This is a genomic window from Loktanella atrilutea, from assembly GCF_900128995.1.
Classification (GTDB): Bacteria; Pseudomonadota; Alphaproteobacteria; order Rhodobacterales; family Rhodobacteraceae; genus Loktanella; species Loktanella atrilutea.
Window position 1 is genome coordinate 73,653 of the sequence record NZ_FQUE01000003.1, and the last position, 17,020, is coordinate 90,672.

Here is a 17,020-nt window from a genome sequence, read left to right on the forward strand (position 1 = left end):
TCCGGGCGAGCGCGGAATGTCAGGCGTCTGGTTGCGGGAGGTGACAGACCGCCTCGATCCGGTTGCCGTCGGGATCGCGCACGAAGGCGGCATAGTAAGTCACCGCGTATTCCGGGCGCAGGCCGGGGGCACCGGCATCGGTACCGCCCGCCGCCAGCGCGCTGGCGTGAAAGCGGTCAACGGTGGCCCGGTCCGGCGCGCGAAAGGCGACGTGGGTGCCGTGGCGCGGGGCGCCGGCATCAAGCTGCAGGCCGAAGTCCTCTCCTCCGGCGCCATAGGTAAGCATCCGGTCATTGCTCCAGAGCATCGGCAGGCCAAGTGCACCCATGACCGCATCGTAGAACCGGCGTGCACTCATCAGATCCGAGATACCCAGCGTAACGTGGTCGAAGATGGACGGCATGGATTGGTCTTCCTTTGCGGTCAGACGATGCGGTGGCCAGCGGCGGTGATGGCGGCGGCAAGGGCCGCGATATGGGCTGGACCGACCTCGCAGCAGCCGCCGACGATGGTGGCGCCAGCATCGATCCAGCGCATCGCGTGGGTCGCATAGGCGGCGGGCGACAGGTCACGGGATGACAGCGTCGCGACGGTGGGCCTGTCCTGCAGGAAATCGGAGGTGATCCGCTCGAACCCGTTGGCATAGGCACCGCAGGGCAGGTTGCCGCGGGACAGAATGGCGAGCGTGGCGTGGATCGCCTCTGGCGCGGAGCAGTTGACGAGGACGGCGGCGGCGCCTTCGTACGCGATGGGCAGGATGCCACCGACCGGTTCGCCGGACCGCAGGCGGCGGCCGTCGCGGTCGTCGACGGTGATCGACAGCCAGACCGGCAGGCCCTTGTCCTTTGCGCTGTCAAGAACCGCGCGGGCGTGGGCGAGCGAGGCGACGGTTTCGCAGATCAGCAGATCGCAGGCGGGGGCAAGAAGCTGTGCCACCTCGGCATAGAGCGGCACCGCCTTGGCGGCCGGCGGGTGGATGTCGGGGCGGTAGCTGGCGATCAACGGGCCGATGCTGCCGGCGATCCGGCCAGATCCGTGGGCGTCGCGGGCGGCGGTCGCCTCTGCCAGCGCCTGGGCATGGAGGGCGGCGAAGCTGTCCTGCCCCTCCTCGCCCAGCCGGTCGCGGTGGATGGCGTAGGTGTTGGTCGTGGCCACGGTGGCGCCGGCGGCGAAATAGTCGGCATGGACCTGCTGCACGAGGCCGGGGTGGTCGATCATGACCTGGGTGGACCACAGGTTGGTGGGCGTGTCGCCGGCGCGGTGCACCAGTTCCTGCCCGAGGCCGCCGTCCAGAAGCGTGATGTCGGTCATGGGCATTCCCTGAAAGGTGTCGGATGCAGGCGGTGCGATCAGGACGCCGCGGCGAAGGTCGCGGCGAGGATCCTTGTCAAAGCCTCTGCGTCATCCTTGGTAAAGGCGTCGGGCTGGTCGCTGTCGATGTCGAAGACGCCCAGCAGGGTGCCCGCCCCGTTCCAGACCGGCAGGACGAGTTCTGACCGGGTGGAGGAGGCGCAGGCGATGTGGCCCGGAAAGGCGTCCACGTCGGGGACGAGCTGGACTTGACCGGTGCGCGCCGCCGCGCCGCAGACGCCGCGGGAAAATGGGATCACGAGGCAGCCGTGGCCGCCCTGGTAGGGCCCGATCTTGAGCAGGTCCGGCCCCGTGACACGGTAGAAGCCGGTCCAGTCGAAGCGGTCGTCGGCATGATGCACCTCGCACGCCACGGTCGCCATGAGGGCCACGGCATCGGTCTCACCCTCTGTCAGGGCGGCGACGGTCTGCGTGAGCAGGGGATAATCGACATGTTTCATGGGTCCTGACCTAGCGCCTTATTCGCGCCTGAAAAAGCCCTGAAAGCAGCGGGCGCATGCCCATTTGCCGCCACGATTCTCGGGCAAGGAGGTTGCGTAGCTGCAAAAGCTTCAACGGCACCGCGCTTTCGAAGCCCCCACCCAGTAGCGCGGTGCCGGACCGGCCTTTCCAATTGTGCGATTGTCTTTCCCGCGGGAATGACCGACGTTTCGCCCGACGAACAGGGAGAGGCACGATGCGCGATTTTCAGATACCCGGCCGGTCGGCCACCTTTGCCGAGAACGGGATGTGCGCCACATCGCATCCCCTGGCCGCGAAGGTCGCGATCCAGATGCTGGAGGCGGGGGGCAATGCGGTGGATGCCGCCATCGCGGGTGCCGTGCTGCTGGGGATCTGCGAACCGCAGATGACGGGGATCGGGGGCGACTGCTTTGTCCTGATGACGCCGCCGGGGTCCGACAGGATTCACGCGCTGAACGGGTCGGGCCGTGCGCCCGCCGCCTATTCCGCAGCAGACCTGCGGGCGAAGGGGCATACCGTCGTGCCGGTCAGCGATGCGGCGGCGGTGACGGTGCCGGGGGCGGTCGATGCCTTCTGCACCCTGTCGAAGGACTGGGGCAAGCTGGGGCTGAAGGCGTCATTGGCGCCCGCGATCCATTACGCAAAGGCCGGCGTGCCCGTCAGCCCGCGCGTCGCCTTCGACTGGGCGATGGACGAGGGCGTGCTGCAGGGCGTGGCGCGCGACCGGTTCCTGTTGAACGGCAAGGTGCCGCAGCCGGGGCAGATGTTCCGCGCGCCCGATCAGGCCGAGGTGCTGACGCGTATCGCCACGGAAGGCCGCGCCGGGTTCTACGAGGGCGAGGTGGCGGAGGACATGGTCGCGTCGCTGAACGCGATGGGCGGCGTGCATACGCTGGACGATTTCGCACAGACGCAAAGTAGCTGGGGCGATCCGGTGCAGGGCGGCTATGGCGGGCTGGATCTGTACGAGCATCCGCCAAACGGTCAGGGGGCGACGGCGATCCTGATCCTGAACATCCTGTCGCAATTCGACATCGCGTCGATGGACCCCTGGGGGGCGCAGCGCGTGCATATCGAGGCGGAGGCGACGAAGCTGGCCTATGACGCGCGCAACCGGTTCCTGTCGGATCCGGACCACATGACGCGGCTGGATCACATGCTGTCGATGGACACGGCCAAGCGGCTGGCTGCGCTGATCGACCCAAAGAAGGCAATGACCGTCGATCTGCCGGGGGCGGAGGCGGTGCACAAGGAGACAATCTACATCACCGTGGTCGACCGGGACCGGATGGCGGTGTCGCTGATCTATTCGATCTTCCACGGTTTCGGGTCGGGCATCGCGTCGGACAAGTTCGGCATCCTGTTCCAGAACCGCGGCGCGGGGTTCAGCCTGACCGAGGGCCATGCGAACGAGGGCGGCCCCGGCAAGAGGCCGATGCACACGATCATCCCGGGGATGCTGCAGAAGGGCGGCAAGACCCATATGCCGTTCGGCGTGATGGGCGGGGCCTATCAGTGCACCGGCCACGCGCGGTTCGTGACCAACATCACCGACTTCGGACTGGACCCGCAGGAAGCGATCGACGGGCCGCGCGCCTTTGCCGAAACGGGACAGCTGAAATTGGAACGCGGCTATGCCGATGCGGTGCGGACGGAACTGTCCGACATGGGGCACGAGGTCGTCACACCCGACACGGCGATCGGCGGTGCGCAGGCGATCCTGTTGCGCGAGGATGGCGTGTTGCAGGGCGGGTCGGACCCGCGCAAGGACGGCTGTGCACTCGGCTACTGATACGCGGGCGGGGTCGCGCGCACTTTTTCGTGATCGCGCGACCTTGGTCTGATGGATTTGACCAAAGCTCCTGTAGCCTGTTCCCGGGAATGGTTCTGAACAGGAGACGGACATGGCACTTTTCAAGCGTTTCGGCACGGTTCTGGCGGGCACGGCCCTGATGGCGACGGCGGCCTTTGCGGCCAGCCACATGGATCCGGCCGCCGAGAAGGCGGTGAAGGCGCGCCAGTCGCACATGACGCTCTATGCCTTCAACATCGGAACGCTCGGCGGGATGGCGCAGGACAAGATGCCATACGATGCCGAAGCTGCCGGACGCGCGGCCGAGAACCTCGCCGCGCTCGCGAGCCTCGATCAGGCCGGCTATTGGGTCGAGGGCACGGATGCAGGCAGCATCGAGGGGACCAAGGCCAAGGCCGAGATCTGGTCGGACATGCCGGAGTTCGAGGAACACATCGAGCAGCTTGCCACGGCGACCACGGCGCTGGCCGAAAATGCCGGCACCGATCTGGATAGCCTGAAGGCGTCCTTCGGGGATGTGGGCAAGGCCTGCGGCAGCTGCCACGAGGAATTCCGCGTGTCCGACAAGTAGGATGCGTCGGGTCCTGACCGGGCTGGCGCTGGTGGCGCTTGTCGTGCTGGCGGGCGGGGCCGTGGCGACACGGCCCCAGCCGCTGGCATCCGACGCGCTGGACGGTCTGACGCCGGATGCAGGCCACGGGGCACTGGTCTATGCGGCGGCGGGCTGCGCGTCGTGCCACGCCGCAGCGGACGGCCCGGCGGATGTGTTGTCGGGCGGCAAGGCCTTCGTCAGCGCCTTCGGCACCTTCCATGCCCCGAACATCAGCCAGGATCCCGACCATGGCATCGGTGGCTGGTCTGATTTGCAAATCGCCGACGCGATCACGCAGGGTGTCGGCGCCGACGGCGCGCACCTGTATCCGGCGTTTCCCTACACGGCCTACCACAAGGCGGACCTGCAGGACGTGGCGGACCTGATTGCCCACCTGCGCACCCTGCCAGCCGATCCGACGCCCAGCCAGCCGCATGACCTGTCGTTTCCGTTCAACATCCGCGCCACGCTGGGGGTCTGGAAGGCGCTGTATCTGAAGGACGACTGGGTGATGGCAGAGGCGCCCTCGCCCGAAGTCGCGCGCGGTCGCTATCTGGTCGAGGCGCTGGGCCATTGCGGCGAATGCCATACGCCACGCGACGCGCTGGGCGGACTGGATCGCAGCGCGTGGCTGTCGGGGGCACCGAACCCTTCGGGCAAGGGACGGATTCCCAACATCACGCCGGGTGGGTTGTCATGGTCGGAGGGAGAGATCGCGGAATATCTGTCGAGCGGCTTCACCCCCGATTTCGACACGGCGGGGGGCGAGATGGCCGAGGTCGTCAAGAACACCGCGCAACTGACCGATGCGGACAGGGCGGCCATCGCCGCCTATGTCAAGGCGGTGCCGGCGGTGGAGGATCCGCCTAGTTGAGCTGGACGTGCAGGGGGTAGTGACCGTCCTCGAACGGACCGAAGAGGTCCGGCAGATCGGGATGGTCGACGGGTTCGCCGGAATAATCGGCGACGAGATTCTGTTCCGAAACATAGGCCACGTAGAAGCTTTGCTCGTTCTCTGCCAGCAGGTGATAGTAGGGCTGGTCCTTGGCCGGGCGCGATTCCTCGGGAATCGCCTCGTACCACGCGTCGGTATTCGAAAACATCGCGTCCACGTCAAAGACCACGCCCCGGAACGGGTGCTTGCGGTGTCTGACGACCTGACCGAGATGATATTTCGCGCGCGTCTTGAACATGGATGCAGATACCCCCGCAGTGTCATTAGACGTTTCCGGTCGGAAAAGTCCATATTCCAGCAGCCTGTACACCAGAAACAGTCTGTATGCACCCACCCCACGCCGATGTCATGTCGCAATCCGACTATTTCGTGATGACCGGGCGCACCTTAAGCGTTCACAAACGGGTCATTTCCGGCTAGGGTGGATAAAAATAAAAGACGAAAAGCGAGAGGCATATGAGCAGTTTCTTTCGCGCACTGGTGTTGCTTGCGTTGCTGGGGTCCTGCGGCAGCCGCGAGTATTCCGCACCGCGCGACCTGGACAATGCGTGCAATATCCTGAGCGAGCGGCCGGAATACCGGCGCGCTTTCAAGAAGGTCGAGAAGAAGTACGGCGTGCCCATGCCGGCGATGATGGCGATCATCTATCAGGAATCGAAATTCATCGGTAACAACCGCCCGCCGCACCAGTATGCGCTGGGGGTGATTCCCGTCGGACGGCAATCGTCGGCGATGGGATATTCGCAGGCGCTGGACGGCACCTGGGAAGAATACCAGCGCGCATCGGGCAACCGGCGGGCCAAGCGAGAGGACATCAACGCAGCGTCCGATTTCATGGGCTGGTACATGGTGGCGACGGTGCGCGAGACCGGCGTGCCGCTATCGGACGTGCGCAACCAGTACCTTGCCTATCACGACGGGCGCGGCGGCTACATGCGCGGCACCTGGCGCGACAAATCGTGGCTGATCCGCATAGCAGGCGAGGTCGAGGCGCGGGCGTTACTGTATGACGCCCAGCTGCGGTCCTGCCGCAAGCGGTAGAACCGAGAAACGCGCCGCCGAGAGGCGACGCGTTCCGGTGTCGGTAGCGGCAATCAGGCCGGCGCGTTTGCGCCGATAAACCAGGCGTCCTTGTCGATCGCGCGGCTGACTTCCGTCAGGATGTCGGCGGTGTCCTCGTCGCCGGCCTCGCTCGCGGCGTCGATCCCCTTGCGGACCGCCTCTCCGACGTAAAGGAAGCGTTCCTTCAGCGCCTCGATGTGTTCCTTGATGTCGCTGATCTCGACCGGGTAGGGTTCCATCTTGGCGGTATCGGCCACAACTTCCTGCGTGCCGCGAGCGAATCCGCCGAGGATCACCGCACGTTCGGCCAGCAGGTCGGTGCCGTCACGCAGGCGGGCGGCGACATCGTCCAGAAGCTCGTGCACACCGATGAAGCCACGCCCCTTGAGGTTCCAGTGCGCCTGCTTCACCGCAAGCGTCAATGCGATGCCCTCGGCCAGATTGGCGTTGAGGATGTCAATGGATTTCTTGCGGGTCTGGCCGTCGAGGCCGGCGACGAAAACGTCTGGCATATGAATTCTCCTGATCTTCCGCGGCGGGGAATCCCGCCGTCTCGGTTCCTCAATGCAAAGGCCCCTGCGGTTGTTCCCGGCGGCGGCTAAGCGCTGACCCCGTGGCGCTATCGCATGTCAGCGGCCATATCGTCATGGAAGACAGGACACCCCCGCCCTATCTGGGGGTGAACGCAATGCAAGGTGAATGCCATGAAAAGACGCACCCTCTTCCTTTCGGCCGCCGCACTGGTGCTGGCCGGCAGCGCCGCCAGCGCGCAGCAGTTGTCTTTGAACGAGGTATCGAATTACCTCAACCAGATGCAGTCGGCACAGGGCGGGTTCACGCAGATCAACGGTGACGGCACGCTGTCCACGGGTCAGCTGTACATCAAGCGCCCCGGACGGATCCGGTTCGAATACAATGCTCCCGACAACAGCCTCGTGCTGGCGGGTGCTGGCGAGGTCGGCGTCTTCGATCCCAAGTCGAACCAGCCGGTCGAACGCTATCCCCTGTCGAAGACGCCGCTGAGCATCATCCTCGACCGCAACGTCAACCTCGGTCAGGCGCGGATGGTGACGGGGCATACGTCCGACGGCACGTCCACCACGATTACGGCACAGGACCCGGCCCACCCGGAATACGGCAACATCCAGATGGTCTTTACCGCCAACCCGGTCGAGCTGCGGCAGTGGATCGTGACCGATGACGTGGGCGAGAAGACGACGGTGATCCTGAACGATCTGACGAAGGGTGCGAGCATCCCCGACAGCCGCTTTAACATCGATGCAGAGGTCGCGCGCCAGCGCTGATTGTCACGAGGCGGCGCGGAACCAGCGGGAAAGCACCTGCCGGTCCGCGTCGCTGATCTCTGTCACGTTGGCGGGGGGCATGGCGTGGCTGATGCCGGCCTGCACATATATCTGGTGCGCGTGGCGGGCGATGTCGGCCTCGGTTTCCAGAAAAACGCCCTTCGGTGCCCAGCGGATGCCGTCCCAGACCGGTTCGCGCGCGTGGCACATGGAACAGCGGCCCTGCACGATCTGGGCCGCGTCCTGAAAGCCGTCGGCCTGCGCGAATCTTTCTTCGGTGGGCGTCAGGGTGCGGGCCTCGGAGTCGTCAAGGCTCTCGTATCCCGGAAAACTCGACAGCCAGGCCATCACGATGAAGATCACGACCGTCGCGGCCCAGGTCCAGGTCGGCTTGCCCTTTCGCGCGTGCATGCTGTTGAAATAATGCCGGATCGTCACCCCCAGCAGGAACACGAGCGCCGCGATGATCCAGGCGTATTGGGTGCCGAAGGCCAGCGGGTAATGGTTCGACAGCATCAGGAAGATGACCGGCAGCGTCAGGTAGTTGTTGTGCGTGCTGCGCAGCTTGGCGATCTTGCCGTATTTCGGATCCGGCTTGCGCCCCGCCTTCAGGTCGGCGACCACGATGCGCTGGTTCGGCATGATGATGAGGAACACATTCGCCGTCATGATCGTCGCAGTGAACGCGCCGAGGTGCAACAGCGCCGCGCGCCCCGTGAAGACCTGATTGTAGCCCCAGGACATAACGACAAGCATTGCGAACAGCAGCAGCATCAGCACCGTCGGCCGCTCGCCAAGGGGCGATTTGCACAGCGCATCGTAGATCACCCAGCCCAGCGCCAGCGACCCGCCCGAGATCAGGATCGCCTGCCAGATCGCGAGGTCGGCCTTGGCCGGGTCGATCAGGAAAAGGTTCGCGCCCGCCCAGTAGACCACCATCAGCATCGCGAAGCCGGACAGCCATGTGGAATAGCTCTCCCACTTGAACCACGTCAGGTGGGCGGGCATCGCGTCGGGCGCCACGAGGTATTTCTGGATGTGGTAGAAGCCGCCGCCGTGGACCTGCCATTCCTCGCCGTCGGCGGGGCCGGGGATGTTGCGGTTCAGGCCGAGGTCGAGGGCGATGAAGTAGAAACTGGACCCGATCCAGGCGATCGCAGTGATGACATGGGTCCAGCGCACGGCGAAGGTCAGCCATTCCCACAGGATCGCCATGTCGTACATCTCAATGCCCTCTCGCCAGTCGCGCCAATCACGGTATAAACGGCCCGATCCCAAAGGAAGACCGGAATGACCCGCTACCCCCGCGACATGATCGGCTATGGCGCCCGGACGCCAGACCCGAAATGGCCGAACGACGCAAAAATCGCCATCCAGATCGTCGTGAACTACGAGGAAGGCGGCGAGAACAACATCCTGCACGGGGATGCGGCATCGGAAGCCTTCCTGTCAGAGATCGTCGGCGCCAGCGCCTGGCCGGGACAGCGCCACTGGAACATGGAAACGATCTATGAATACGGCGCACGGGCCGGGTTCTGGCGGCTGCACCGGCTGCTGAAGGATCTGCCGATCACCGTGTTCGGCGTGGCGACGGCACTGGCGCGGGGGCCCGAACAGGTCGCCGCCATGCAGGAGACGGGGTGGGAGATCGCCTCGCACGGGCTGAAGTGGATCGAATACAAGGACGCCCACGAGGACACCGAGCGGGCCCATATCCAGCGCGCAATCCGCCTGCATACCGAGGTCACGGGCCAGCGGCCGCGCGGCTTCTACCAGGGCCGCGCCTCGATCAATACTGTCCGGCTGGCGGCGGAGGAAGGCTTCGACTACCTCGCCGACAGCTACGCCGACGACCTGCCTTACTGGATGGAGATGGGCGAGCGCGACCAGTTGATCGTGCCCTATACGCTCGACGCCAACGACATGCGCTTCGCCACGCCGCAGGGGTTCAACGCGGGCGGGCAGTTCCTCGACTATCTCAAGGCCAGCTTCGACGCGCTCTATCGTGAGGGGCAGGAGGGGCAGGCCAAGATGATGTCCGTCGGTCTGCACTGTCGCCTTGTCGGCCGGCCGGGCCGCGTCGAGGCGCTGCGGCAGTTCATCGACTATGCCCAAGGTCATGACGGCGTCTGGTTCGCCACCCGGGCGCAGATCGCCGATCACTGGCGCGCGCGTTTCCCCCATGTACGCCGCGACCGGCCGAGCCAGATGTCCAAGGCCGCCTTCGTCGAAACATTCGGCGGCATCTACGAACATTCGCCGTGGATCGCCGAACGTGCCCACGGTCTGGAACTGGGACCGGCGCAGGACACGCCGGCGGGCCTCGCCAACCTGCTGGCCCGCGTATTCCGGTCCAGCACGACAGAGGACCGGCTGAAGGTCCTGCGCGCCCACCCCGACCTTGCGGGCAAGCTGGCGGCGGCACGGCGGCTGACTGCCGACAGCACGGCGGAACAGGCAACCGCCGGCCTTGACGCGCTGACGGATCAGGAACGCGAGACCTTTCAGAAGGCCAATGCCGCCTATGTCGCGAAGTTCGGCTTCCCCTTCATTATCGCCGTGCGCGACCACACCAAGGAGAGCATCCTGCGCGCCTTCGGCGACCGGCTGCAGAACAGCGTTGCAGAAGAATTCGCCACCGCCTGCGACCAGGTGGAGCGGATCGCCGAACTGCGCCTGCAGGCGCTGATGTGATCATCGCCCAGCCCCTGACCGCCGGCGCCTTCGCCCCCTTCGGCGACGTGATGGACACGGCGGGCGACCCCGACCGGCTGATCAATGCGGGTCTCTGCGGGCGCTGGCACGACCGCGCCCGCCTCGACTTCGGCGACGGGCGCGCCGGGATCAGCCTTTTCGACGCGGAGCCCCGCGCCCTGCCCTACAGCTGCGACCTTCTGGAACGGCACCCGGACGGAAGCCAGGCCTTCATCCCGATGTCCCTAAATCCCTTCCTCGTCATCGTCGCCCCGGACGATGGCGGGGAACCGGGCCAACCTCAGGCCTTCGTCACCGCCCCCGGGCAGGCGATCAACCTGCATCGCGGCACATGGCACGGCGTGCTTACGCCGCTGCATGCCCCCGGCCTCTTCGCCGTGATCGACCGCATCGGCGACGGCGCGAACCTTCAGGAAGTCCGCGTGACGCCCTTCACGGTCCATCCTTTTTCAGGTTGAAAATACCTTCGGGGGGCGGCGAAGCCGGGGGGCAGACAGCCCCCCTCAGCGCCCGCCCATGCGGACCGCCATGTCGATCATGCGCGCCGAGAATCCCCATTCGTTGTCATACCATCCGAACACCCTGATCTGATGGTCGGTGGTGGCAAAGCATTCCGGCAGCGCCAGCACCAGCGATTCGGGCCTTGCGCGCAGGTCCGAGGAGACGAGCGGCAGGTCGGTCGCACCGATCAGGGCGGGGTCGGCGCGGCGCAGCACCGCTCGCAGGTCATCGGTCGTGACCGCGGTTTCGGTCGTGGCGGTCAGGTCGATGCAGGACACGCTGGCGACCGGCACGCGCACGGCGGCGCCTGTGATGCGGCCCGCGAGTTCGGGGACGACCTCGGTCACCAGCTCTGTGGCGGAGGTCGTCGTGGGCACCATCGACAAGGCCCCGGCGCGGCTGCGGGCGAAATCGCCGCGCGGCGCATCGGTCATCGGCTGGCTGGAAGTGTAGCAATGGATCGTGGTCATGTGAGCCGCGGTAATGCCGAGGCTGCTATGCAGATGCTTCACGATCGGCGCCAGCGCATTCGTGGTGCAGCTGGCATTGGACACGATGCGCGCGTCCCCCAGAGCCTCGTCGTTGGCGCCCAGCACCACCGTCACCTCTGCCGCGGGCGAGGGACCGGAGATCAGCACCGCCCCTGCCCCCGCAGTCAGGCCGCGGGTTGCGATGTCCGATGTGCGGGCGATGCCGGTGCATTCCAGCACGAGGTCGATGCCGCGAAGGTCCAGCGTCGACAAGTCGCGCGCATGGGTGAAGGCGATATGCCTGTCGCCCACCCGCAGCGCGTTCTCGTCCGCCGACACTTCGCCGGGGAAGGGTCCGAATACACTGTCGTGGGCGAAAAGGTAGGCGCAGAGGTCCAGCGGGGCGATGTCGTTGATGCCGGCGACCTCGATCCCCGCATCGGTGCGGGTCGTCAGCAATTGCCGCAGGATCGTGCGGCCGATGCGGCCGAAGCCGTTGATCAAAATCCGCATGTCAGCGCAGGGTCAGCGGCATCTGCCGGTTCACATCCTTGTAGAGCAGGTAGCGGAACGGCCCCGGCCCGCCGGCATAGCAGGCCTGCGGGCAGAAGGCGCGCAGCCACATGTAGTCGCCGGCCTCGACCTCGACCCAGTCGCGGTTCAGGCGGTAGACCGCCTTGCCCTGCAGGACGTAGAGTCCGTGTTCCATCACGTGTGTTTCCATGAAGGGGATCGTGCCGCCGGGCTGGAAGTTCACGATGTTGACGTGCATGTCGTGGGCCATGTCCGTGGGGCTGACGAAGCGGGTGGTGGACCAAGCCCCGTTCGTGCCCGCCATCTCGATCACCGGGGCGTCGGCGTCCTGCGTCACGAAGGGATCGGGCGGGGCGATGCCGTCCACGGCGACATAGGCCTTGCGGATCCAGTGGAAGGTGCAGGGCGCGTCATGGTCGTTGGCGAAGGACCAGGCGCAGCCGGCAGGCAGGTAGGCATAGGACCCGGGGAACAGCAGGTGGGTCTGATCGCCGATGGTCAGTTCCGCATGACCCGCGACGACGAACAGCACGGCCTGTGCAGTCGGATCGCTCTCCGGATTTTCGCTGCCGCCGCCGGGGGCGACCTCCGTGATCGTGTGGCTGAAGGTTTCCGCGAAGCCAGTCATCGGGCGGGCGATGACCCACATGCGCATCTTGCGCCAGTGCGGCAGGAAGCTGGTGGTGATGTCGCGCAGGGTGCCCTTCGGGATCACCGCATAGCTTTCGGTGAAGACCGCACGGTCAGTCAGAAGGTCGGTCTGCGGCGGCAGGCCGCCGGTGGGGCTGTAGTAGTCGGTCATGTCATGCGTCCCAGTTGCGGGAACCTTAGACACCCTTTCGCGCGGCTTGGCAAAGGGCGGAGGGGGGCTGTCTGCCCCCCGCCTGCGGCCCCCCCGAAGGTATTTCCGACGAGAAGAAGAGGATCAGTGCTGCTCGGGGACCAGCACCTCGCGCTTGCCCACGTGGTTGGCAGGGCTGACGACGCCCTGATCCTCCATCTGCTCCACCAGCCGGGCGGCCTTGTTGTAGCCGATCGCCAGCTTGCGCTGGATGTAGGAGGTGGAGCACTTGCGGTCCTTGATGACGATAGCCACGGCCGTGTCGTAGAGTGCGTTTTCCAGATCCGACCCGTCGGCGAGGCCCAGCACCGCGTCGATGCTGCTTTCGGTATCCTCGTCGGGGCCTTCGACCACGCCGGACATGTATTCGGGCGGGCCGAAGGATTTCAGGAAGTTGACAATCTCCTCGACCTCCTCGTCCGAGCAGAAGGGGCCGTGGACGCGGGTGACCTTGGACCCGCCGGCCATGTAGAGCATGTCGCCCATGCCCAGCAGCTGCTCGGCCCCCATCTCTCCCAAAATGGTGCGGGAGTCGATCTTCGAGGTGACCTGGAAGGAGATCCGGGTCGGGAAGTTCGCCTTGATCGTGCCGGTGATGACGTCGACCGAAGGCCGCTGCGTCGCCATGATGAGGTGGATGCCCGACGCGCGGGCCATCTGGGCGAGGCGCTGGATACAGGCCTCGATTTCCTTGCCGGCAACCATCATCAGGTCGGCCATCTCGTCCACGATGACCACGATGTAGGGCAGGACCTCTGGCTTGAACTCGTCGGTCTCGAACACGGGCTCGCCCGTCTCGTCGTCGAAACCGGTCTGGACGGTGCGGCTAAAGGTCTCGTCGTTGGCCAGCGCCTCTTTCACGCGACCGTTGTAGCCGTCGATGTTGCGCACGCCCATCTTGGACATCTTGCGGTAGCGTTCCTCCATCTCGCCCACCACCCATTTCAGGGCGACGACCGCCTTTTTCGGGTCGGTGACGACGGGGGACAGCAGGTGCGGGATGCCGTCATAGACGGAGAGTTCCAGCATCTTGGGGTCGATCATGATCATCCGGCATTCTTCCGGCGTCAGCTTGTAGAGAAGCGACAGGATCATCGTGTTGATCGCGACGGACTTGCCCGAACCGGTGGTGCCGGCGATCAGCAGGTGGGGCATCTTGGCCAGGTTGGCGACGATGGGCTGGCCGCCGATGTCCTTGCCCAGCGCCAGCGGCAGCTTCATGTTGCTGTCGCCGAAGTCGCGGGCGGAGAGGATTTCGCGCAGAACGACCTTCTCGCGGTTCTCGTTCGGCAGTTCGATGCCAATTACGGTGCGGCCCGGCACGGTGGAGACGCGGGCGGAGAGCGCGGACATGGACCGCGCGATGTCGTCGGCCAGGCCGATCACGCGGGAGGCCTTGAGGCCCGGCGCGGGTTCGAGTTCATACATGGTGACGACGGGACCGGGGCGGACGCTGACGATCTCGCCCTTCACGCCGTAGTCGTCGAGGACCGATTCGAGCATCCGGGCGTTCTGTTCCAGCGCCTCGTCGGAGAGGACGTGGCGCTTCACTTCCGACGGGTTGGTCAGCAGGTTCAGCGGCGGGTGTTCGTAGTCGGCGTATTTCTCCTCGAATGTCAGGGAGGGCTGCGCCTCGGCCCGGGCCTGCTTGCTGGGCATCGTGGCGCGGTTCATGCCGTGCTGGACGACGGCCTTTTTCGGGGCCTGCGTCGGAATCGCCGGGCGTGGGGCGTCCGGGTCAAACAGGGGTTCGGCGGTCAGCGACGGTGCCTCGGTCCGGGGCACGGGGCTGCGCTGATAGACGGACGGGGCGGCGGCGGGCGGCGGCGTGTCCTGCGCCTCGGCCGTGGCGTAATCCTGCGCGTCGTATGCGGGCGCATCGTCGATGAGCATCTCGGCCTCGTCCTGCCAGTCGTCATGCGCAGCAGCGGCGGGGGCGGCGGCAGTCAGGGGCGGGACGGAGGGCAGGATCAGCGGACGGGGGCGCTTGCCGGCAGTCAGCGACGGCTCGATCCGGATGCCGGTGACGGGATGCGGTTCGGCCTGCGGCTTGGGCATGACGCGGGATTTAATGGCATCGGTGATGCGGCTGTGCACCCGGTCGTCGGTCGGCGCGTCGAGGTCATGGTCGAAGACATCCGCCTCGACCAGCTCCGGTTCCGGCTCGGCCACCTGGCGGCGGAGCATGCCGCCAAGACCCGGCATCTTGCGCGAGGCCGGCGCCTCTGGCGCCGGAGCGGGAGTGGGTGCCGCGGTTTGCGGGTCGCCGTAGCTGCCGTCGGCGCGGATGATCGGCGGCATCTTGCGGCTGCCGTCCTGCGCCATCGCCGGGCGGGACTGCGCAGCAGGGTATTGACGCGGTGCGACGGACGGTTCCAGCGGACGGCTGGCACGGGCGTCGGCCCGGTTCTGCATCCGGGCGGCCATGCTGCCGCGTGCCGCGACGGCGGCCTGCGTGGCGCGGACCGTGCCACGCCCGATCAGGCTCAGCAGCATGTCATAGATCATCACGGTGCCCATCAGGACGAAGCGCAGGCCGCTGCGCAGTTCCGGGCGGGTGAAGCCGAGGCCGAAGGCCATCAGGCCGACGGTAGCGGCACCCAGCAGCAGCGACAGCAGCTTGACCCCGATCACCGGCCCCAGCGGCAGGATCGTCAGCGCCATGCCCAGTACCGTGTCGCCGAACAGGCCGCCCATGCCGAAATTGGCTGGCCAGTCGATCCCGCGCGGCAGGGAGGCCGCATAGAGGGATGCGGCGGCGATGACGACGGGGACGTAGACCACGCGGCCCATCGCCCGATCCGATCCCCGGTGCAGCACGAAACGCAGGCCCCAGGCAATCAGCACCAATGGCAGGGTCCAGATGCCCTTGCCCACGATCATCATCAGCGGCGCGGCAGTGGCGGCGCCGAACAGGCCGAGCCAGTTCTGCACCGGCGCATCGCTGGCAGAGATCCACGACGGATCGGTGGGCGAATAGCTGAAGCAGATCATCGCGACCACGATCCCCAGCACGACCAGAGCGATCCCCAGCAATTCCCGGCTGCGGCGTTCGAGCGCGGCCTGGGTCTCGCTATCCAGTAGCGGATCGCGGTGCCGTGTCTGATAGGATGCCATCTTGCCGTTCCTCACTGGTAAAGCGTGTCGCGCAGGCGGGTCAGTCCGCGTTCGACGTCGTCCTTGGGGCCGCAGAGGGCCACCCGAATATAATGTGCGCCGGGATTGAAGCCGCTGATCTCTCGGCTGAGGTAAGCGCCCGGCAGTGTGCGCACGCCGGTTTTCGCCCACAGGTCCAGCGCCGCCGTCTCTCCGTCATCAACCGGCAGCCAGAGGAAGAACCCGGCCTCCGGGCTGGCGTAGCCCGGCACGTTGCCAAGGATGCGGTCGGCGATCTCGAACTTCTCGACATAGAGCGCGCGGGAGGCGGCGACGTGATCCTCGTCGTCCCAGACGAGGGCCGAGACCGCCTGCACCGGGCCGGGCAGCGGCGCACCGGCGTAGGCGCGCAAGCTGCGGATTGCGGCCATGTTGCGCGGACCCGAGGCGCAGAAGCCAGACCGCAGGCCCGCGAGGTTCGACCGCTTGGACAGCGAGTGGAAGATCACGACGCGGTCGGGGTCGGCGCCCATCGCCTGCGCCACCTGCAGCGCGCCGACGGGGGGCGTGTCGCGCCAGATTTCGGAATAGCATTCGTCGGCGAAGATCTTGAAGTCGTGCTTTTCGGCAAGACCGATCAGGGTGCGCCAGTAATCCTCGCTCGCCACGGCGCCCTGCGGGTTCGCAGGCGAGCAGATATAGGCGATGGCGGTGCGGTCCAGCACGTCGGCGGGCACGGCCTCGAAATCGGGCAGATGGCCCGTGTCGGCGGTGGCGGGCAGGTAGACGGGTTCGGCCCCGACGGAGAGGGCGGCGACGGCGTAGACCTGATAGAAGGGGTTCGGCGTCAGGATGACGGGCACTTGGCCGTTCTTGGTTTCAGGGCACAGTGCCATCGCGGCGTTGTAGAGGCCCTCGCGCGTGCCGTTGAGGGCCATGATCTCGCTGGTCGCGACGGTCACGCCGTAGCGGCGGTTCAGCCAGCGCGCGATGGCGTCAAGCAGTGCGGGGCTGCCGTCGTTGTTGGGATAGCCGCCGAAGCCTGCGATCTGGCTTGCCATCGCCTCGGCCAGAAAGGGCGGCATCGGGTGCTGCGGGTCGCCGATGGTCATGTTGATGGGATCGCCACCCGGCTGGACAGCATCCAGCAGGCCACGCAATCGGGGCCACGTCGCAACCGGAAGGTTCGCAAACCGCTTGGGGAAATCCATCACTGCCTCGTTACGGGATCATAGAGCGCCCCGCTTGGGGTGAGGGTAGCCGCTACGTGATGTGGCTGTCCAGCGCGTTACCCCCCAAACCAA

General features: G+C 66.2%; 17 protein-coding genes. 7 read left to right on the forward strand and 10 right to left on the reverse strand.

Features of this window, described 5'->3' with window-relative positions; genetic code table 11:
- Positions 1-19: 19 nt before the first annotated feature.
- The 3 genes from BUA54_RS08155 to BUA54_RS08165 are packed head-to-tail and all read right to left on the reverse strand — an operon-like array spanning position 20 to position 1,811.
- Positions 20-403 (reverse strand): VOC family protein, encoded by a 384-nt coding sequence (locus BUA54_RS08155; protein ID WP_342742696.1) that lies wholly within the window; start codon positions 401-403, stop codon positions 20-22.
- Positions 404-423: 20 nt separating this feature from the next.
- Positions 424-1,311 (reverse strand): homocysteine S-methyltransferase family protein, encoded by an 888-nt coding sequence (locus BUA54_RS08160; RefSeq protein ID WP_072856759.1) that lies wholly within the window; start codon positions 1,309-1,311, stop codon positions 424-426.
- Between the two features lie 38 nt (positions 1,312-1,349).
- Entirely contained in the window at positions 1,350-1,811 is a 462-nt protein-coding gene (locus BUA54_RS08165; protein WP_072856760.1) for a GAF domain-containing protein, read from the reverse strand.
- A 236-nt stretch (positions 1,812-2,047) separates the two neighbouring features.
- Between BUA54_RS08165 and ggt the strand changes: the two genes are divergently transcribed.
- From ggt to BUA54_RS08180, 3 genes are all read left to right on the forward strand, one after another.
- Positions 2,048-3,625, forward strand: coding sequence for a gamma-glutamyltransferase (gene ggt, locus BUA54_RS08170; protein ID WP_072856761.1), 1,578 nt, complete (start codon positions 2,048-2,050; stop codon positions 3,623-3,625).
- A 112-nt stretch (positions 3,626-3,737) separates the two neighbouring features.
- Positions 3,738-4,217, forward strand: coding sequence for a c-type cytochrome (locus BUA54_RS08175; protein WP_084114241.1), 480 nt, complete (start codon positions 3,738-3,740; stop codon positions 4,215-4,217).
- Between the two features lies 1 nt (position 4,218).
- Complete coding sequence (locus BUA54_RS08180) at positions 4,219-5,112, forward strand: cytochrome c (RefSeq protein ID WP_072856762.1); 894 nt, start codon at positions 4,219-4,221, stop codon at positions 5,110-5,112.
- Here BUA54_RS08180 and hspQ read toward each other — a convergent pair.
- On the reverse strand, positions 5,105-5,431 hold the full coding sequence (hspQ, locus tag BUA54_RS08185) for a heat shock protein HspQ (RefSeq protein WP_072856763.1): 327 nt from the start codon (positions 5,429-5,431) through the stop codon (positions 5,105-5,107). The two genes, BUA54_RS08180 and hspQ, sit on opposite strands and share 8 nt — an antisense overlap.
- 218 nt (positions 5,432-5,649) lie before the next feature.
- Between hspQ and BUA54_RS08190 the strand changes: the two genes are divergently transcribed.
- Positions 5,650-6,234 carry a transglycosylase SLT domain-containing protein gene (locus BUA54_RS08190; protein WP_072856764.1) on the forward strand — a complete coding sequence of 195 codons (585 nt, stop codon included), beginning with the start codon at positions 5,650-5,652 and terminating at the stop codon, positions 6,232-6,234.
- 53 nt (positions 6,235-6,287) lie between these two features.
- Here the strand turns inward: BUA54_RS08190 and dps are convergent, their stop codons facing one another.
- Positions 6,288-6,767, reverse strand: a complete 480-nt coding sequence (dps, locus tag BUA54_RS08195; protein WP_072856765.1) for a DNA starvation/stationary phase protection protein Dps — start codon at positions 6,765-6,767, stop codon at positions 6,288-6,290.
- A gap of 192 nt (positions 6,768-6,959) precedes the next feature.
- Between dps and BUA54_RS08200 the strand changes: the two genes are divergently transcribed.
- On the forward strand, positions 6,960-7,559 hold the full coding sequence (locus BUA54_RS08200; protein ID WP_072856766.1) for a LolA family protein: 600 nt from the start codon (positions 6,960-6,962) through the stop codon (positions 7,557-7,559).
- 3 nt (positions 7,560-7,562) lie between these two features.
- On the opposite strand, the gene BUA54_RS08205 is transcribed toward BUA54_RS08200, so the two are convergent.
- Positions 7,563-8,783 (reverse strand): urate hydroxylase PuuD, encoded by a 1,221-nt coding sequence (locus tag BUA54_RS08205; RefSeq protein WP_072856767.1) that lies wholly within the window; start codon positions 8,781-8,783, stop codon positions 7,563-7,565.
- A 66-nt stretch (positions 8,784-8,849) separates the two neighbouring features.
- On the opposite strand from BUA54_RS08205, the gene puuE reads away from it, so the two are divergent.
- Together puuE and BUA54_RS08215 are read left to right on the forward strand one after the other, a co-directional pair.
- Positions 8,850-10,253, forward strand: coding sequence for an allantoinase PuuE (gene puuE, locus BUA54_RS08210; RefSeq protein WP_072856768.1), 1,404 nt, complete (start codon positions 8,850-8,852; stop codon positions 10,251-10,253).
- A gap of 50 nt (positions 10,254-10,303) precedes the next feature.
- Positions 10,304-10,732 (forward strand): ureidoglycolate lyase, encoded by a 429-nt coding sequence (locus tag BUA54_RS08215; protein ID WP_245810607.1) that lies wholly within the window; start codon positions 10,304-10,306, stop codon positions 10,730-10,732.
- Between the two features lie 45 nt (positions 10,733-10,777).
- Here BUA54_RS08215 and BUA54_RS08220 read toward each other — a convergent pair whose 3' ends face one another.
- The 4 genes from BUA54_RS08220 to BUA54_RS08235 all read right to left on the reverse strand — a co-directional run bounded on the left by BUA54_RS08220 (position 10,778) and on the right by BUA54_RS08235 (position 16,927).
- On the reverse strand, positions 10,778-11,758 hold the full coding sequence (locus tag BUA54_RS08220) for a type I glyceraldehyde-3-phosphate dehydrogenase (protein WP_072856770.1): 981 nt from the start codon (positions 11,756-11,758) through the stop codon (positions 10,778-10,780).
- A gap of 1 nt (position 11,759) precedes the next feature.
- On the reverse strand, positions 11,760-12,581 hold the full coding sequence (locus tag BUA54_RS08225; RefSeq protein ID WP_072856771.1) for a bifunctional allantoicase/(S)-ureidoglycine aminohydrolase: 822 nt from the start codon (positions 12,579-12,581) through the stop codon (positions 11,760-11,762).
- A gap of 123 nt (positions 12,582-12,704) precedes the next feature.
- Positions 12,705-15,737: a DNA translocase FtsK 4TM domain-containing protein gene (locus BUA54_RS08230; RefSeq protein WP_072856772.1), complete on the reverse strand. Its 3,033-nt coding sequence runs from the start codon at positions 15,735-15,737 to the stop codon at positions 12,705-12,707.
- An 11-nt stretch (positions 15,738-15,748) separates the two neighbouring features.
- Positions 15,749-16,927 (reverse strand): aminotransferase class I/II-fold pyridoxal phosphate-dependent enzyme, encoded by a 1,179-nt coding sequence (locus BUA54_RS08235; protein ID WP_072856773.1) that lies wholly within the window; start codon positions 16,925-16,927, stop codon positions 15,749-15,751.
- Between the last annotated feature and the right edge of the window lie 93 nt (positions 16,928-17,020).

What these genes read in the sequence shown, in the direction of transcription:
- ggt (WP_072856761.1), top strand. Translation starts at nt 2,048, where the DNA reads ATGCGCGATTTTCAGATACCCGGCCGGTCGGCCACCTTTGCCGAGAAC.
- BUA54_RS08205 (WP_072856767.1), bottom strand. Translation starts at nt 8,783, where the DNA reads ATGTACGACATGGCGATCCTGTGGGAATGGCTGACCTTCGCCGTGCGC.
- dps (WP_072856765.1), bottom strand. Translation starts at nt 6,767, where the DNA reads ATGCCAGACGTTTTCGTCGCCGGCCTCGACGGCCAGACCCGCAAGAAA.
- BUA54_RS08190 (WP_072856764.1), top strand. Translation starts at nt 5,650, where the DNA reads ATGAGCAGTTTCTTTCGCGCACTGGTGTTGCTTGCGTTGCTGGGGTCC.
- BUA54_RS08235 (WP_072856773.1), bottom strand. Translation starts at nt 16,927, where the DNA reads ATGGATTTCCCCAAGCGGTTTGCGAACCTTCCGGTTGCGACGTGGCCC.
- BUA54_RS08230 (WP_072856772.1), bottom strand. Translation starts at nt 15,737, where the DNA reads ATGGCATCCTATCAGACACGGCACCGCGATCCGCTACTGGATAGCGAG.
- BUA54_RS08215 (WP_245810607.1), top strand. Translation starts at nt 10,304, where the DNA reads ATGGACACGGCGGGCGACCCCGACCGGCTGATCAATGCGGGTCTCTGC.
- BUA54_RS08200 (WP_072856766.1), top strand. Translation starts at nt 6,960, where the DNA reads ATGAAAAGACGCACCCTCTTCCTTTCGGCCGCCGCACTGGTGCTGGCC.
- BUA54_RS08180 (WP_072856762.1), top strand. Translation starts at nt 4,219, where the DNA reads ATGCGTCGGGTCCTGACCGGGCTGGCGCTGGTGGCGCTTGTCGTGCTG.
- BUA54_RS08225 (WP_072856771.1), bottom strand. Translation starts at nt 12,581, where the DNA reads ATGACCGACTACTACAGCCCCACCGGCGGCCTGCCGCCGCAGACCGAC.
- BUA54_RS08165 (WP_072856760.1), bottom strand. Translation starts at nt 1,811, where the DNA reads ATGAAACATGTCGATTATCCCCTGCTCACGCAGACCGTCGCCGCCCTG.
- BUA54_RS08155 (WP_342742696.1), bottom strand. Translation starts at nt 403, where the DNA reads ATGCCGTCCATCTTCGACCACGTTACGCTGGGTATCTCGGATCTGATG.
- BUA54_RS08175 (WP_084114241.1), top strand. Translation starts at nt 3,738, where the DNA reads ATGGCACTTTTCAAGCGTTTCGGCACGGTTCTGGCGGGCACGGCCCTG.
- puuE (WP_072856768.1), top strand. Translation starts at nt 8,850, where the DNA reads ATGACCCGCTACCCCCGCGACATGATCGGCTATGGCGCCCGGACGCCA.
- BUA54_RS08220 (WP_072856770.1), bottom strand. Translation starts at nt 11,758, where the DNA reads ATGCGGATTTTGATCAACGGCTTCGGCCGCATCGGCCGCACGATCCTG.
- BUA54_RS08160 (WP_072856759.1), bottom strand. Translation starts at nt 1,311, where the DNA reads ATGACCGACATCACGCTTCTGGACGGCGGCCTCGGGCAGGAACTGGTG.
- hspQ (WP_072856763.1), bottom strand. Translation starts at nt 5,431, where the DNA reads ATGTTCAAGACGCGCGCGAAATATCATCTCGGTCAGGTCGTCAGACAC.